General features: G+C 71.8%; 17 protein-coding genes and 1 pseudogene. 16 read left to right on the forward strand and 2 right to left on the reverse strand.

Annotated features, from left to right (window positions below; genetic code table 11):
• The first annotated feature begins 146 nt into the window (after positions 1-146).
• The 10 genes from BM536_RS17975 to BM536_RS18020 all read left to right on the forward strand — a co-directional run bounded on the left by BM536_RS17975 (position 147) and on the right by BM536_RS18020 (position 8,861).
• On the forward strand, positions 147-1,859 hold the full coding sequence (locus tag BM536_RS17975) for an FAD-dependent oxidoreductase (protein ID WP_073491125.1): 1,713 nt from the start codon (positions 147-149) through the stop codon (positions 1,857-1,859).
• Positions 1,860-2,081: 222 nt separating this feature from the next.
• Positions 2,082-2,555, forward strand: coding sequence for a hypothetical protein (locus tag BM536_RS17980; protein WP_073491124.1), 474 nt, complete (start codon positions 2,082-2,084; stop codon positions 2,553-2,555).
• A 192-nt stretch (positions 2,556-2,747) separates the two neighbouring features.
• Positions 2,748-3,353, forward strand: a complete 606-nt coding sequence (locus BM536_RS17985; RefSeq protein ID WP_094103199.1) for a class F sortase — start codon at positions 2,748-2,750, stop codon at positions 3,351-3,353.
• 148 nt (positions 3,354-3,501) lie between these two features.
• Positions 3,502-4,656 carry a SchA/CurD-like domain-containing protein gene (locus BM536_RS17990; RefSeq protein ID WP_073491122.1) on the forward strand — a complete coding sequence of 385 codons (1,155 nt, stop codon included), beginning with the start codon at positions 3,502-3,504 and terminating at the stop codon, positions 4,654-4,656.
• Positions 4,657-4,719: 63 nt separating this feature from the next.
• A complete protein-coding gene (locus BM536_RS17995; protein ID WP_073491121.1) occupies positions 4,720-5,181 on the forward strand; it encodes a cupin domain-containing protein in 462 nt (153 codons plus the stop codon).
• The gene (locus tag BM536_RS18000; protein WP_073491120.1) at positions 5,178-6,446 is read left to right on the forward strand and encodes a beta-ketoacyl-[acyl-carrier-protein] synthase family protein; all 1,269 of its coding nucleotides are present in this window, start codon (positions 5,178-5,180) and stop codon (positions 6,444-6,446) included. Before BM536_RS17995 ends, BM536_RS18000 begins: the two co-directional genes overlap by 4 nt.
• Complete coding sequence (locus tag BM536_RS18005; RefSeq protein WP_094103200.1) at positions 6,443-7,693, forward strand: ketosynthase chain-length factor; 1,251 nt, start codon at positions 6,443-6,445, stop codon at positions 7,691-7,693. The genes BM536_RS18000 and BM536_RS18005 overlap by 4 nt, the downstream gene beginning before the upstream one ends.
• Positions 7,694-7,770: 77 nt before the next feature.
• A complete protein-coding gene (locus tag BM536_RS18010; protein WP_073491119.1) occupies positions 7,771-8,028 on the forward strand; it encodes an acyl carrier protein in 258 nt (85 codons plus the stop codon).
• A gap of 1 nt (position 8,029) precedes the next feature.
• Positions 8,030-8,509 (forward strand): SRPBCC family protein, encoded by a 480-nt coding sequence (locus BM536_RS18015; protein WP_073491118.1) that lies wholly within the window; start codon positions 8,030-8,032, stop codon positions 8,507-8,509.
• A 16-nt stretch (positions 8,510-8,525) separates the two neighbouring features.
• On the forward strand, positions 8,526-8,861 hold the full coding sequence (locus tag BM536_RS18020) for a TcmI family type II polyketide cyclase (RefSeq protein ID WP_073491117.1): 336 nt from the start codon (positions 8,526-8,528) through the stop codon (positions 8,859-8,861).
• Positions 8,862-8,882: 21 nt separating this feature from the next.
• Here BM536_RS18020 and BM536_RS18025 read toward each other — a convergent pair whose 3' ends face one another.
• Both BM536_RS18025 and BM536_RS18030 read right to left on the reverse strand, forming a co-directional pair.
• The gene (locus BM536_RS18025) at positions 8,883-9,911 is read right to left on the reverse strand and encodes a methyltransferase (RefSeq protein ID WP_073491116.1); all 1,029 of its coding nucleotides are present in this window, start codon (positions 9,909-9,911) and stop codon (positions 8,883-8,885) included.
• A 45-nt stretch (positions 9,912-9,956) separates the two neighbouring features.
• A pseudogene (locus BM536_RS18030) lies at positions 9,957-11,011 on the reverse strand (right-handed parallel beta-helix repeat-containing protein).
• A gap of 180 nt (positions 11,012-11,191) precedes the next feature.
• Here BM536_RS18030 and BM536_RS18035 point away from each other — a divergent pair.
• From BM536_RS18035 to BM536_RS18060, 6 genes are all read left to right on the forward strand, one after another.
• Complete coding sequence (locus BM536_RS18035; RefSeq protein ID WP_073491115.1) at positions 11,192-11,605, forward strand: VOC family protein; 414 nt, start codon at positions 11,192-11,194, stop codon at positions 11,603-11,605.
• 119 nt (positions 11,606-11,724) lie between these two features.
• Positions 11,725-12,342 (forward strand): DUF6629 family protein, encoded by a 618-nt coding sequence (locus BM536_RS18040; protein ID WP_094103201.1) that lies wholly within the window; start codon positions 11,725-11,727, stop codon positions 12,340-12,342.
• A 248-nt stretch (positions 12,343-12,590) separates the two neighbouring features.
• On the forward strand, positions 12,591-13,082 hold the full coding sequence (locus BM536_RS18045) for a DUF2617 family protein (RefSeq protein ID WP_281258589.1): 492 nt from the start codon (positions 12,591-12,593) through the stop codon (positions 13,080-13,082).
• Complete coding sequence (locus tag BM536_RS18050) at positions 13,079-13,483, forward strand: DUF4247 domain-containing protein (protein ID WP_073491113.1); 405 nt, start codon at positions 13,079-13,081, stop codon at positions 13,481-13,483. The genes BM536_RS18045 and BM536_RS18050 overlap by 4 nt, the downstream gene beginning before the upstream one ends.
• Positions 13,484-13,553: 70 nt before the next feature.
• Entirely contained in the window at positions 13,554-13,994 is a 441-nt protein-coding gene (locus tag BM536_RS18055; RefSeq protein ID WP_073491112.1) for a DUF350 domain-containing protein, read from the forward strand.
• 11 nt (positions 13,995-14,005) lie between these two features.
• A complete protein-coding gene (locus BM536_RS18060; RefSeq protein ID WP_073491111.1) occupies positions 14,006-15,607 on the forward strand; it encodes a polyamine aminopropyltransferase in 1,602 nt (533 codons plus the stop codon).
• Positions 15,608-15,614: the final 7 nt, after the last annotated feature.

A 15,614-nucleotide genomic window follows, 5' to 3' on the forward strand; every position in this document is an offset into this window, starting at 1 on the left:
TCCACGGCCGCCGTGGCCGCTTTGGCGGCGCAGGGTCAGGTGGGTGAAGCCTGAGCCGCCGTTCGTCGTGCGGGGCATGCATGAGAGTCCCGGCCGTCCCGGCCGCACCGGCCGAGTCGGCGGACACGACGTGCTGGAGACACATCATGAACCAAAGAACCGACCAACCGGGCGGCGCGATCCACAGGGTCCCCGTCCTGATCGTCGGCGGCTCCCTCGTGGGCCTGTCGACCTCACTGTTCCTGGGCCGGCTGGGGGTGCGGCACACCCTGGTGGAGCGCCACTCCGGAACCTCCCACCACCCTCGCGGACGCGGCAACAACGTCCGCACGATGGAGCTGTTCCGGGTGGCCGGCGTCGAGCCGGCGATCCATCGGGCCGCGGCCACCCTGGCCGACAACCACGGCATCCTCCAGGCCCGCGACCTGGTCGGCGACCCGGGCGAGTGGCTGGTCAAGGACATCGACCCGGGCGGCGGGCTGGCCCGCTTCAGCCCGAGTTCCTGGTGCCTGTGCAGCCAGAACGACCTGGAGCCGGTCCTGCTCGACCACGCCACCGGACTCGGCGGCGACCTGCGGTACTCCACCGAACTGCTGTCGTTCGACACCGACGCCGACGGTGTCACCGCGCTGGTCAAGAGCCGGGACACGGGCGAGCACACCAAGATCCGCGCCGACTACCTGGTCGCCGCCGACGGCCCCCGCAGCCCCGTCCGCGAGCAGCTCGGCATCGGCCAGAGCGGCCCCGGCGAGCTGTTCAGCAATGTCAGCATCACCTTCCGGTCCCGCCTCCTCGCCGACGTGGTGGGCGAGCGCCGGTTCATCGTCTGCTACCTCACGAGCCCCGACGGCGACGGCGCGCTGCTGCCCGTGGACAACCGGGAGAACTGGGTCTTCCACGCCCCCTGGCACCCCGAACGCGGGGAGACGCTGGAGGACTTCACCGACGAGCGCTGCGCGGAGCACATCCGCCGCGCGGTCGGCCGGGCCGACCTGGACATCGAGATCACCGGCCGGGCGCCCTGGCACGCCGCCCAGCGCGTGGCGCGCGGCTACCGCTCGGGACGCGTCCTGCTCGCGGGCGACTCGGCCCACGAGATGTCCCCCACCGGCGCCTTCGGCTCCAACACCGGCATCCAGGACGCGCACAACCTGGCGTGGAAGCTGGCGGCGGTGCTCGGTGGCTGGGCGGGGCACGGGCTGCTGGACTCCTACGACCTCGAACGCCGTCCGGTGGCGGAGGCGACCAGTGCCCGCGCCGCCGTCCGTTCGGCCGAGCACAGCCACCCCGGTTTCGCCCCGCCGGCGGGCGGGGGCGGGGGTGCGCCCGGAGGGGGGCCGCAGCGCGGCATCCTCAACGTGGCCCTCGGCTACCGCTACCCGCAGGGCGCCGTCGTCGGCACCGACCCCACCGCGCCGGTCGTCCCGGAGAAACTCGCCCTGAACGGCGAACCCGGCACCCGTGCGCCCCACCTCTGGGTCCGCCACGAGGGCAGGCGGCTCTCCACGCTCGACCTGTACGAGCGGTCCCTGGTCCTCCTGAGCGACGGCGACAGCGACGGCGACAGCGACAGCGACGCCGGAGCCCGCGCCGACGGGCCGAGCGGATGGCACGAGGCCGCCGTCCGCCTCGCCGCCGAACTGTCCGTCCCGCTGGTGTCGTACCGGGTGGGAGCGGGGCCCGACGCCGAGTTGGTGCCCGAGGACGGAGCGGACTGGCGGGAGCGCCACGGCACGGCGCACGGCGGTGCCGTCCTGGTGCGGCCCGACGGGTTCGTCGCCTGGCGCTCGCCCGGCCCCGTCCCGGAGGCCGAAGGCGTGCTGCGGCGCGTCCTGACCACGGTGCTGGCGCTGACCTGACCGGTCGTCGGATGCCGTACGGCGTCCGCGGGGCCTGTGCCGGCCACCCCTCGGGGAGGCCGGCACAGGCCCTTCGGCATTCCCCCGGGTGCCGCCCTCCCTCACCCGGCTGAGCGCCTTGAGTGGTGGAAGTGCGCGGGGTGACTGACGGTGGATCACGTCGGGGTCGGGTCACCTCAGCTGACGAACCGCCAGCTGCCCGGCCGACGGAAGGACCCACATATGCGCTCAGCACGCATGATCCTGGCCACCGCGGCGGCCTCGGCCGCCCTCGCACTCGCCGCGCCCGGCGCGTACGCGGCGGGCGGTGACTGGGAGCACGAGGACTCCTCCTACAGCAAGGAGCAGGACAACGGGAGCAAGCACGACGCGCCGCGCGGTGGAATGCACACGGGTGGCGGTGCGCTGACCTCGGTCACGGCGGACGACTGGGGCACCGCGCGTGACCCGAAGCACGACCCGGAGACGTACAAGAAGGACAGCGAGCACGGCAAGGACTCCTCCTGGAGCAAGGACGGCGAGGAGAAGGAGAAGGAGTCCTGGAGCGGCGAGGAGAAGCCGCGCGGCGGCGTGCACACCGGCGGCGGCGCGCTCGACGCGCCCACCGCCACCGCGGGCGGCATCGCCGTCCTGGCCGTCGCCGCGACCGGCCTGTACGCCGCGCGCCGCAAGAAGTCGGCAAACGGCCTGGCCTGATCCATGCCGGGCGACATAGCAGCCGTGGCCGCCACCTCAGCTCCATGTGGCGGCCCGGCTCGCTTTCCGCCCCTCTCCCGCCGCCGTGTACCAGCTAGTGAGGTCACCTCAGATGGCTGTCCACTCCTCCGCCTCCGACTCCTCCTCCGCCGACGGGCAGGCGCCGGCCGGCAGCCCCGCCGGGGGCTGACCATGCTGTGCGCCGGGGCGCTGCTGCTGCTGGCGGTGCGCCTGCTCGGCGACGGCACCCCGCAGACCGGCGCGCCCAGTCCCCCGCCCGACGCGCGCTCCGCCCCACGGACCGCCGCACCCGCCTCGCCCGACGCCCGGCCGGTCGCGGAGCACCTGCCACGGTCCAGCCCCGTGCGCCTGCTCATCCCGAAGATCTCCGTCGACGCCCCCTTCACCGACCTCGCCCTCGGCGCCAACGGACAGCTCCAGGCCCCTCCGCCGCACAACACCAACCTCGTCGGCTGGTACGCCAAGGGCGCCTCCCCCGGTGAGACGGGCACCGCGATCATCGCCGGGCACGTCGACACCGCCACCTCCGCCGCCGTCTTCGCCGAACTGGCACAACTGAAGAAGGGCGACGTCTTCCGCGTGCGGCGGGCCGACGGACGTGCGCCCGTCTTCGTGGTCGACAGCGTGGAGACGTTCGACAAGGACCGCTTCCCCAGCCGGCGGGTGTATGCCGACACCCCCGACGCCCAGGTGCGCCTCATCACCTGCGCCGGGGACTACGACCGCACGGTCAAGGACTACACGGAGAACCTCGTCGTCTTCGCGCACCTCAGGTGACGCGACCTCACACGGACGAGGGGAGCAGGTCACCCGCGTAGTCCCTCCCGGTCGCGCACCGGTCTGGACCGCCACAGGATCGAGGCACGCTCCCTTCGCTTCACCGCATCCGAGGCTCCGCCTCGCTCCCCGAAGGAGATCTCCCACGATGACCACCACGTCCGCCCCCGTCTCGGAATCGCTGACACGCCAGGTGTCGCAGCGCGTCTCCCAGTCCGTCTTCGACGGCTCCCACCTCCGGGTCGTCCTTCTGGTGGACGTCTACGACGGAGCCCAGCAGCAGTTCCTGGAGGCGTACGAGCAGCTCTGCAACCAGGTCGCGTCGGTCCCCGGACACGTCAGCGACCAGTTGTGCCAGTCGATCGAGAACCCCTCCCAGTGGCTCATCACCAGCGAGTGGGAGAGTGCCCCGCCGTTCCTCACCTGGGTCAACAGCGAGGAGCACGTCCGGATGGTGGAGCCGCTGCACAGCTGCGTGCGCGACACCCGGTCGCTGCGGTTCCACGTCGTCCGCGAGACCGGCGGCCCCGCCGCGCACGCCGAGCCCGGCGAGCGCCGGCTCCAGTCGTCCCCCCGGATCGGCGACGGCGTGATCCGGCACGCGCTCACCTTCACGGTCAAGCCGGGCAGTGAGGAGGCCGTCGCGAAGATCCTCGCCGACTACGCCTCGCCCGAACCCCGGGTCGACGACACGACCCGGCTGATCCGCACCTCCCTCTTCATGCACGGCAACCGCGTCGTGCGGGCCATCGAGGTGAGGGGCGACCTGCTCGCCGCGCTGCGGCACGTCGCCCGGCAGCCCGAGGTGCGGGCCGTCGAGGAGGCCATCAACCCCCATCTGGAGCACGACCGGGACCTCGACGACCCCGAGTCGGCCCGGGTCTTCTTCACCCGCGCCGCACTGCCGGCCGTCCACCACGTGACGGCGGGCGAGACGAAGGCGGACGCCGTACGGCACGCGCTGTACTACCCGGCGCGCGACGGCGGCGGTCTGCGGCTGGCCCAACTCCTCTCCCAGCAGGACGAGAAGGCGGCGGACGACCCGCGCAGCCCGGTGCTGCGCAGCACGATCTTCCAACGCGACGACGTCGTGGTGCGTCTGGTCGACGTACGCGGCGGGGACACCGATCCCGCTCAGGTGCTCGGTCTGACGGACCGGGCCCGGGCGGCCCAGGTGACGGCCCTGCTGGACGCCGACGCGCTGGGTGTGGACGCCTCCGCGCTGAGCGACGGGGCGGCCGCCCGGCTCCTCACGCTCGCCCGCATGGAACTCGTCACCGACCGCCGCTCGCCCGACGCCTGAGCCGTCCGGCAGGCGGGGCGCCGGTCGCCCACGCCGACACAGCACACGAAACGGAGCAACGTCGTGATCACATCCCGTCCCAGAATCGTGGACCTCAGCGAGGTCGAGCCCAACACCCGGCGTGGCGGTGACCTGCGCGCCATGCTCACGCCCATCACGTCCGGTGCCACCAGCGGCTTCATGGGCGTGGCCATCGTCCAGCCGGGTGACCGCATCGGTGAGCACTACCACCCGTACTCCGAGGAGTTCGTGTACGTCGTGTGCGGGCAGCTGGAGGTCGACCTCGACGGCGAACCGCATCCGCTCCGGCCCGAGCAGGGGCTGATGATCCCGATGCACATGCGGCACCGGTTCCGCAATGTGGGCAAGGTGGAGGCGCGCCTCGTCTTCCACCTGGGTCCGCTGGCGCCGAGCCCGCCGCTCGGGCACGTCGACACGGAGGAGACCGAGCCCGCCTCCGTCGCGGCGGAGGGCGCCCACGCCGGTGCGGTGCGAACGGCCGAGCGACAGCAGGCCGGGTCATGAACCGGCGGGTGGCGGTCACCGGCATAGGAGTCGTCGCCCCCGGCGGGATAGGCGTGCCCGCGTTCTGGGACCAGCTGTCCCACGGGCGTACCGCGACACGGGGCATCACCTTCTTCGACCCGACGGGTCTGCGGTCGCGGATCGCGGCCGAGTGCGACTTCGACCCGGCGGCGCACGGGCTGGACGCGGAGCAGATCGCCCGGTGCGACCGGTACATCCAGTTCGCCCTGGTGGCCGGGGAGGAGGCGGTCCGGGACTCCGGTCTCGACCTCGGCCGGGAGAACCCCTGGCGGGTCGGGGTGTCGCTGGGTACCGCGGTCGGCGGAACCACCCGGCTGGAGCAGGACTACGTGCTGGTCAGCCACGGCGGCCAGCGCTGGGACGTGGACCCCGACCGGGCCCGGCCGCATCTGCACCGCGCGTTCTCCCCCAGCACGCTGGCCTCCACGGTGGCGGAGCGGTTCGAGGCGCGTGGGCCGGTGCAGACGGTGTCGACGGGCTGCACCTCCGGGCTCGACGCCGTCGGGTACGCCTTCCACACCATCGAGGAGGGCCGGGCCGACGTCTGCATCGCCGGCGCCTCGGACTCGCCGATCTCCCCGATCACCATGGCCTGCTTCGACGCCATCAAGGCCACGTCGTGCAACAACGACGATCCGGCGCACGCCTCGCGTCCCTTCGACGCCAACCGTGACGGCTTCGTCATGGGCGAGGGCGGTGCGGTGCTCGTCCTGGAGGAACTGGAGCACGCCAGGGCCCGCGGTGCGCACGTCTACTGCGAGCTGGGCGGCTACGCGACCTTCGGCAACGCGTACCACATGACTGGTCTGACCAGCGAGGGCCTGGAGATGGCGCGGGCCATCGAGGACGCCCTCGACCACGCCAGGGTCGACCCCACGGCGGTCGACTACGTCAACGCGCACGGCTCGGGAACCAAGCAGAACGACCGGCACGAGACCGCCGCCGTGAAGCGGACCCTGGGGCAGCACGCGTATGACACGCCCATGAGTTCCATCAAGTCCATGGTGGGGCACTCCCTGGGCGCGATCGGCGCGATCGAGGTCGTCGCCTGTGTGCTGGCCCTGGCCCACCAGGTGGTGCCGCCCACCGCGAACTACGAGACCCCGGACCCCGAGTGCGACCTGGACTACGTGCCGCGTGACGCGCGCGAGCGGAAGCTGAACAGCGTGCTCTCCGTGGGCAGCGGCTTCGGCGGATTCCAGTCGGCGGTGGTCCTGAACCGGCCGAGGGAGAGGGAAAGATGACCGAACCCCATCCGAGGCGCGCCGCCGTCACCGGTATCGGTGTGGTCGCGCCCAACGGAGCCAGCACCGAGTCCTTCTGGAAGTCCACCCAGGAGGGCCTCAGCGCCCTCGGCCCGGTCACCCGCGAGGGCTGTGAGCACCTGCCGCTGCGGGTGGCGGGCGAAGTGCGGGCGTTCGAGCCGTCGGCGGCGGTCGAGGAGCGTTACGTCGTCCAGACCGACCGGTTCACGCACTTCGCGCTGGCCGCGACCGACCTCGCGCTGGAGGACGCCCGCCTCGGGCAGGCCGACACCGGCGACGCGCCGTACTCCGTCGGCGTGGTCACCGCGGCCGGTTCCGGCGGCGGCGAGTTCGGCCAGCGGGAGCTCCAACGCCTGTGGGGCAAGGGCAGCCGCTTCGTCGGGCCGTACCAGTCGATCGCCTGGTTCTACGCCGCCAGCACCGGCCAGGTCTCCATCCGGCGCGGCTTCAAGGGGCCCTGCTCGGTCGTCGCCTCCGACGAGGCGGGCGGACTGGACGCCCTGGCGCACGCGGCGCGGGCGGTACGGCGCGGCACCGACGTGATCGTGGCCGGCGCGACCGAGGCGCCGCTCGCCCCCTACTCGGTGGTCTGCCAGCTCGGGTACGAGGAGCTGAGCACCTGCGAGGACCCGGAGCGCGCCTACCGCCCCTTCACGGACGGGGCCTGCGGGTTCGTCCCGGCCGAAGGCGGCGCCATGTTCGTCGTCGAGGAGGAGTCGGTGGCCCGGGAGCGCGGCGCGCGGGTGCGGGCCACGCTCGCCGGGCACGCGGCGACCTTCACCGGCGCCTCCCGCTGGGAGCAGTCCAGGGAGGGCCTCGCGGAAGCCGTCCGCGCGGCCCTGGCGGACGCCGGCTGTGCGCCGGAGGAGATCGACGTGGTCTTCGCCGACGCGCTCGGTGTGCCGGCGGCGGACCGTGCCGAGGCGCTGGCCATCACCGACGCCCTCGGCGCGCACGGCGGGCGGGTGCCGGTCACCGCGCCGAAGACCGGGTTCGGGCGGGGCTACTGCGCGGCGCCGGTGCTGGACAGCGCGGCGGCGGTGCTCGCCATGGAGCACGGCCTGATCCCGCCCACCCCGCACGTCTTCGACGTCTGCCACGACCTCGACCTCGTGACCGGCCGGGCCCGCCCCGCCGAACTGCGCACGGCGCTGGTGCTCAGCCGGGGACTCATGGGGTCGAACTCGGCGCTGGTGCTGCGGCACGGCGCCGCCGGCGCCTCGTGACGGGGCACGGCACAAGGGGTGCAGAACCAGCAAGAGGAACAGCGCACAAGAGGAACAGAGCAAAGGAGAGGGACCGCATGAGTGACCGCATCACGGTCGAGGAACTGGCCGAACTGATGAAGAAGTCCGCGGGCGTCACCGTCGCCTCGGACGACCTCCAGCGGCAGTACGACATCGGGTTCGACGCCCTCGGCATCGACTCGCTCGGACTGCTCGGCATCGTGGGCGAGCTGGAGAACCGCTACGGCACGCCGATGCCCCCGGACGCGGAGCGCAGCAAGACGCCCCGGCAGTTCCTCGACCAAGTCAACAGTGCTCTCCTGGCAGGGGCGTGACATGTCCGCACACACCGAGAACGAGATCGTCATCGCCGCCCCGCTCGACCTGGTCTGGGACATGACCAACGACGTGGCGAACTGGCCGCAGCTGTTCACCGAGTACGCCTCGGCCGAGATCCTGCGGCAGGAGGGCGAGAAGACCACCTTCCGGCTCACCATGCACCCCGACGAGAACGGCAAGGTGTGGAGCTGGGTCTCCGAGCGTGAGGCGGACCGCGACACGCTCACCGTGCGGGCCCGCCGCGTCGAGACCGGACCGTTCGCCTTCATGAACATCCGGTGGCACTACGAGGAGGTGCCGCAGGGCACCCGGATGGTGTGGACCCAGGACTTCGAGATGAAGCCCGACGCTCCCGTGGACGACGCCTGGATGACCGACAACATCAATCGGAACTCCAAGGTCCAGATGGCCCTGATCCGGGACCGCATCGAGCAGGCGGCCACGGAGCACCGGCCCGTGCCGAGCCTGGCCGACTGAGCCGGACGGAGGACGGATGACGCACCAGAGCCTGATCGTCGCCCGGATGGCCCCGGGGTCCGCCCCGGACATCGCGAAGCTGTTCGAGGAGTCGGACCGTGGGGAGCTGCCGCACCTCATCGGTGTCTCCCGGCGCAGTCTCTTCCAGTTCGACGACGTGTACCTGCATCTCATCGAGTCCGAGCAGGACCCGGGGCCCGCGATCGCCAAGGCGGTCGGGCACCCCGAGTTCCGGGACATCAGCGAGCGGCTGACCGCGTACGTCAGCGCCTACGACCCCGCGACCTGGCGGTCGCCGAAGGACGCGATGGCGCACTGCTTCTACCGCTGGGAGCGGAGTCCCACGGCCTGAGAAGCCGGTGGTCCGGGGGTGTCACGCGGGCACGGTGCAGTCGAACGCGTGCAGGTAGGGGTTGACCGGCCGGATGTCGTCGATGACCAGGCCCGCCCCGGTCAGCCGGCCCACCATGCTCTCGGTGGTGTGCTTCGCGCCGCCCACGTTGAGGAGCAGCAGCAGGTCCATCGCGGTGCTGAAGCGCATCGAGGGCGAGTCGTCGACGAGGTTCTCGATGACGACGACCCGTGCGCCGGGCCCGCCGGCCGCCATGACGTTGCGCAGCGTCCTGGCGGTGCTGTCGTCGTCCCACTCCAGGATGTTCTTGATGATGTACACATCGGCCTGGACGGGGATGGCCTCGCGGCAGTCGCCGGGCACGATACGCATCCGGTCCGCGAGCGCGCCGCCCGGACGCAGCCGCGGGTCGGCGTTCTCCACCACGCGGGGCAGGTCGAGCAGCGTCCCGTGGAGTGTGGGGTACTTCTCCAGCAGGCTGGCCACCACATGCCCCTGGCCGCCGCCGATGTCGGCGACGGAGGCGCTCCCCGACAGGTCGAGGAGCTGGGCGACGTCCCGTGCGGACTGCGCGCTGGACGTGGTCATCGCGCGGTTGAAGACGAGGGCGGATTCGGGCGCGTCCTCGTTGAGGTAGGTGAAGAACTCCTTGCCGTACAGGTCCTGGACGACGTTGTGGCCGGTGCGCACGGCCTCGTCGAGCTTGGGCCAGGCGTCCCAGGTCCACGGCTCGGTGCACCACAGGGTGATGTAGCGCAGGCTGTGCGGATCGTCCTCGCGCAGCAGGCGGGACATCTCGGTGTGCGCGAAGGTTCCGTCGCCCTGTTCGGCGAAGACGCCGTAGCAGGACATGGCCCGCAACAGCCGTCGCAGGGGCTTGGGTTCGGTCTTCACCGCGGCCGCGAGGTCCTCCACGGCCATGGGGCTGTCCCCGAGGGCGTCGGCGATGCCCAGGCGGGCCGTCGCGCGGAGGGCGGCGGCACAGGCCGCCCCGAACACCAGCTCCCGCAGCCGCATGGACGGCGCCGGGGCAGTTTCTGCGGTCGTCATGTGCCGCCTTTCTCTTTCGTCGTGTTCACGGGTGGATACGACCGGTCAGCACAGGCCCGCGGGCCTGGACACCTGGCAGGTGTTGGCCTCGAAGGTGTTGGCCTTGGCGGTCTCCTGGTCGACGAGGTCGGCCGGGGAGTTTCCGCTCAGTTCGTTGTCGCTGATCCGGTTCCGCTCGCTGGACGTGCCGACGAAGCTCTTGAACAGCACGATGCCGCCGGACAGCGGGGACTTGCCGGCGTTGTCCCGGATGACGTTCTGCGTGATCAGGGTGTCCTCGGTGCCGGTCAGGACGATGCCGGAGCCCTGGAGGGCGTCGAGCCGCGCGGTCTTGGGGCAGGACTTGTTGTTGCGCACGATGCGGTTCTCGGCGACGGTCACCTTGCCGGCCCTGGGCTTGTTCTCGTCGCCGACGAGGAACACTCCCGCGCAGTTGCCGGTGAGGTGGTTGCCGGCGACGGTGAGGTTGCGCAGCCGGCGCACGGTGACGCCGATCCGGTTGCCCTCCAGCCGGTTGCGCTCGACGAGCGTGCCGTCGGTGTCGGTGGCGCCCTTCTCGGCGCTGATGGTGTTGGCGAGGAAGAGGCCCGCGTCGCCGTTGTCCCGGGCGGTGTTGCCGCGGAACACACCGCGGACCGACCCTTCCTGGGCGATGCCCCACACCCCGTTCTTCACCGCGGTGACATTGCGCACGGTCAGACCGTCGGTGGCGACGGCGTACACACCACTGCGGGTGAAGCCGGTGACGGTGAGGGAGGCGAGGGTGACGCCCTCGACCTTGTGCTTGTCCGTCCCGACCACGCAGACGCCGTTGCGCCCACGGCGCAGGTGCCGGCGGCCTTGGCGGCCGGTTCGATCACGACGCCCCGGCCCACGCCGCGCAGGGTGAGTCCGGGTGTGGTCACGGTGACGCTCTCCCGGTACGTGCCCGGGGTGATCAGCACCGTGTCGCCGGACGCCGCGGCGTCCACGGCCTTCTGGATGGACTGTCCCTCGTGGACCACATGGGTCGTGTGACCGGCGGACGCCGGAGCGGCGCCGAGGCTCGCCCCCACGACAGTGGCGGTGCACGCGAGATACACGAAATGGCATTTCTTCATATTCCGGACGATATGCGCGTCAGGTCGGTGGCCCGGCGATATCGGCCGTCCGGTGGCGTGTTGCGGGACGCCCGGTCGTCCGCGTACCTCCAGGGCACCCGCGCGGACCGACGGGCCGTCGCCGGTACACCGCGCTACTCTGCGCAGATCTGTCCGTTTTGCCCTTTCCTGGAGGTGGTCATGGCCTCGCGCCTCAACCCGTACATCAGCTTCGGCGGCAACGCCCGGCAGGCGATGGAGTTCTACAAGGACGTCTTCGGCGGCACCCTGGCCCTCAACACCTACGGGGAGTCGGGACAGCAGGACACGCCGGAGGCCGACCAGATCATGCACGCGATGCTGGAGACCCCCAGCGGCTTCACCCTGATGGGCGCGGACACCCCGCCCGGGATGAACGTCACGCAGGGCGACAACTTCTCCGTCAGCCTCAGCGGCGACGACGACGCCGAGCTGCGCGGCTACTGGGAGAAGCTGTCCGCCGGCGGCTCGGTGGCCGTCCCGCTGGAGAGGCAGATGTGGGGCGACGTGTTCGGCATGTGCACCGACCGCTTCGGCGTCCCCTGGATGGTGAACATCAGCGAGCCCCAAGCCTGACCGGAGTGGCCCGGCGCCGTCATCGTCGGCCTCGGCCCGACCCGACGTAGCGTGGCGCGCACAGCGCGGCCGGCACCAGCGGGGCCGAGGCTCACGACGGTCGACTCGATGGTGGCGCGATGTGTTGGAGTGCGACGGCCGATCTGGTGGCGGGCGCCGGGGTCACCGGCGTCGGACTGGCGTGTGTGACGCGGGTGCGCGATGTGCGGGACCTGCCGCTCGCCGCGCTGCCGCTCCTGCTCGGCGCCCATCAGCTCGTCGAGGCGATGGTCTGGGACGCGGGCGGCGGCAGCGGGCCCGCCACCGTCGTCTGGGCCGTCATCGCGCTGCCGTTGCTGGCGGTGTGGGTGCCCGCGGGAGTGTGGTGCGCCGCCCCGCCGCACGCCGGACGCCGGCTGGGCGCCGTTCTCGCGGTCGGCGTCGCGACCGCCGCGGGACTCGCGTACGGGCTGGCCGTCGGCCCCGTCACCGCCCAGATCCGGGGACACACGATCGGCTATGTGACCGACCTGTCCCACCCCGTACTCCTCGTCACGGGCTACCTCCTGGCCACGGTGGGCTCCTTGCTGCTGTCCGGCGACCGGCGGCTGCTGACGCTGGGCGTCTTCGTCGCGGTGGGCGCGCTGGTCTGCTGGACCCTGTGGCGGCTGGAGTTCGTCTCCACCTGGTGTGCGTTCGCGGCCGTGTGCTCGGTGCTCCTGCTCGGGTGGGTCCGCGCCCGGCCCGCCCCTCGGTGAGCGTGAGCACGGATCCGGCCGCCCCGAGCCGGACGGCCGTCTGCTCGAACCCCGCCCCGCCGCAGGGCGATCCGGCCTCGCGCCCGGCGGCGTAGGGTAGGGCCCCGCAGGCGCTTCTACGGACAGCGCCGGGGACCGCGGGCGATCACTCCCGCCCCCGCTGGTCAAACCCCTTGCGCCACATGTGCCATACTCGGCGCCGCTTATAGCAAGATCTGACCGGGGGGGTCCACCTGCACGCCATAGCCCTGGACGCCCCCTATCTGGACACGGACGCGGACCAGCTCTGCTTCTCGCTGGACCTGGACGAGCGGCCGGCCCTCGCCGAGCACGAGACGACCGTGGGCGGGCTCGACGTACGCCTGCGGCTGCTCGGCGCCTCGCACCAGGTCTTCGCCGGCCCCGTACGGGAGACCGTGGCGTGCCTGCTGGGCTCCGTGAAGGGTCTGCCCACGACGTTCACCCGCCAACTGCCCGGCTGGAGCTACGACTTCACGGCCGAAACCCGGCGGCTGGACCCCGCGAGCTTCGGCGACCGGGTGGCGGAGATCCGTCGTGAGGTCGCCGCGAACCCCGACAGTCTGTGCGGGATCTTCCCCGGTTCACCGGACGCGCTGACGGCCGTCGTCGTCGAGACCGCCGAAGGGCCTCCCCGCGGCGGGCTGGTCTGGCGCACCTGGCACACGTATCCGCAGCACGGCCAGATCGTATCGACGTACACACGGCTGGAGGCCCGATGAAGAGCGCCCGACTCGTCCGCGCGGCGGTGGCGGCCGTGCTGGCCGTGGCCCTGCTCGCCGCCTGCTCCTCCGACGACGGCAACGACGGGGTGCCCCGCGGCTGGATCCGCGACAAGTACACCGAGAGCGGCGCGGACTGGGTCGTCGCGGGCAAGTCCCCGACCCAGGTCGCCGACGCCATCCACGGCCACCGCCAGGCGCTCGACCGCGCGTCCGGCGAGAGCATGCAGTTCCTGCGCTACGGCGACGACATGGTCACCGTGTCGCCGTACCGGAGCGGCAGCCGGATCGAGATCGAGGACTACCGCAACGGCTATCACCGGCACAGCCGGCACCTCACGTACTGGCCCGACCCGGACAGCGACAGCTTCCGCGGCGGCGGCCCCGGCGAAGGCAAGTGACACCCGGCGGACCTGCCCCACGTGTGACTCACCACCAGACCCTGACGACGCCGTCAAGAAAGGCAACACAGTGACCGAGATCTTCGAGTCGACGGGCGAGGCCCTGCTCTACGGAGTCGTGGGCCTGGCCGTGATGGCCGTCGGCTTCATCGCCCTCGACCTCGTCACGCCCGGCAAGCTGTTCCACGTGGTCTGGGTGGACCGCAACCGCGGCGCGGCCGTCCTGCTGGGCAGCCAGTCGATCGCCGTCGGCCTCGTCGTCATGGAGGCCATCCGGGCCAGCGAGTCCGAACAAGGCCTCGGGTACGGACTGTTGAGCACGCTCCTCTACGGCCTCGCCGGAGTGCTGGTGATGACGCTGGTCGGCATCGTGATCGGGCACCTCACGCCGGGCCGGATGGGCGAGGTCGCCCTCGACGACAGCAGCGACGGCCGCCCGCACCCGGCCGCCTGGGTGCAGGCCGGGATGTACCTCGGCACCGCCCTCATGGTCGGCGCGGCACTGTCATAAGCACCGCACCCGTGAGCACCACCGCACTTCGGGGCCGCGACACCCCGGCGCCCTCCCGCCCCCCGGCCGTCCGGTACACCCGGGGGGCGCGCTTCCTCCTGCTGCTCGCCGTCTTCCTCTGCGCCGCCTGCGGCCTCGTCTACGAGCTGGCGCTCACCGCGCTGGGCAGCTACCTCATCGGCAACTCCGTCCTGCAGACCTCCGTGGTCATCTCCGTGATGGTCTTCGCGATGGGCCTCGGCTCGCTCGCCGCCAAACCGCTGCGCCGCCGCGCGGTCGGCGCCTTCGCACTCGTCGAGGGCGCTCTCGCACTCGTCGGCGGGCTGTCCGTGCTGGTGCTATACGCCGCGTTCGCCTGGCTCCAGCTCTACACCCCGGCGATGATCGTGATCACGCTGGTGGTGGGCCTCCTGATCGGGGCCGAGATCCCGCTGCTGATGACACTGCTGCAACGGATCCGGCGGCAGGAGGCGGGCAGCGCCGTCGCCGACATGTTCGCCGTCGACTACATCGGGGCACTGGTCGGCGGGCTGTGCTTCCCGCTGCTGCTCCTGCCGACGTTCGGACAGCTGCGGGGCGCGCTGGTGGTCGGCGCGGTCAACGCGGTGGCCGGCGTCCTCGTGGTCCTGTTCATCTTCCGCAGGCAGACCCGGCGTTTCGTCCAGGTCGGCCTCCTGTCCGGGGTGAGCGCCGTACTGGCCGTGCTCGGCACGGCGTACGTGCTCGCGGACGACCTGGAGGTCACCGCGCGCCAGCAGATGTACCGGGACCCGATCGTGCACGCCGAGACGACGCCGTACCAGGACATCGTCGTCACCCGCGCCACCGCCTTCACCGGCGGTGACGACACGCGCCTCTTCCTCAACGGCGACCTCCAGTTCAGCTCCGTCGACGAGTACCGCTACCACGAGTCGCTCGTCCACCCCGCGCTGTCCGCACGGCGCGACGAGGTGCTGATCCTGGGCGGCGGTGACGGCCTCGCCCTGCGCGAGGTCCTGCGGTACGACGACGTACGCCAGGTGACGCTCGTCGAGCTGGACCCGGCGATGACGAAGCTCGCCCGCGACTTCGAGCCGCTGCGCGAGCTGAACGACCGGGCGTTCGCCGACCCGAGGGTCCAGGTGGTCAACGCCGACGCGTTCAACTGGCTGCGCACCGCCCGGCAGCGGTACGACGCGGTGATCATCGACTTCCCCGACCCGGACACGGCCGCGCTGGCCAAGCTGTACTCGGTGGAGTTCTACACCCTGCTCGGCCAGGTCCTGACGCCGCGGAGCCAGGTCGTGGTGCAGAGCGGGTCGCCGTTCTTCGCGCCGAAGACGTTCTGGTCGATCGCGGCGACCGTCGAGACGGCCGGGTACACGACCACCGAGTTCCAGGTGGACGTGCCGAGCTTCGGCAACTGGGGTTTCGTGCTGGCCACCCGCGGCGGCACCACTCCCCCGGCGCTGCGACTGGCGCCCGAGGCCCCGCGCCTGCGCTACCTGGACGACTCGGTCCTGACGGCGGCCACGGTGTTCCCCGTCGACCGCCGCCGCGAGGACGTACGGCCGAGCACGCTTATGGAGCCGACGGTCCTGGAGTACGTGCTCGACGAGTGGAAGAACTACTGAGCCCACT

Origin of the sequence: Streptomyces phaeoluteigriseus (genome assembly GCF_001896135.2) — a bacterium.
Lineage (GTDB): Bacteria > Actinomycetota > Actinomycetes > Streptomycetales > Streptomycetaceae > Streptomyces > Streptomyces phaeoluteigriseus.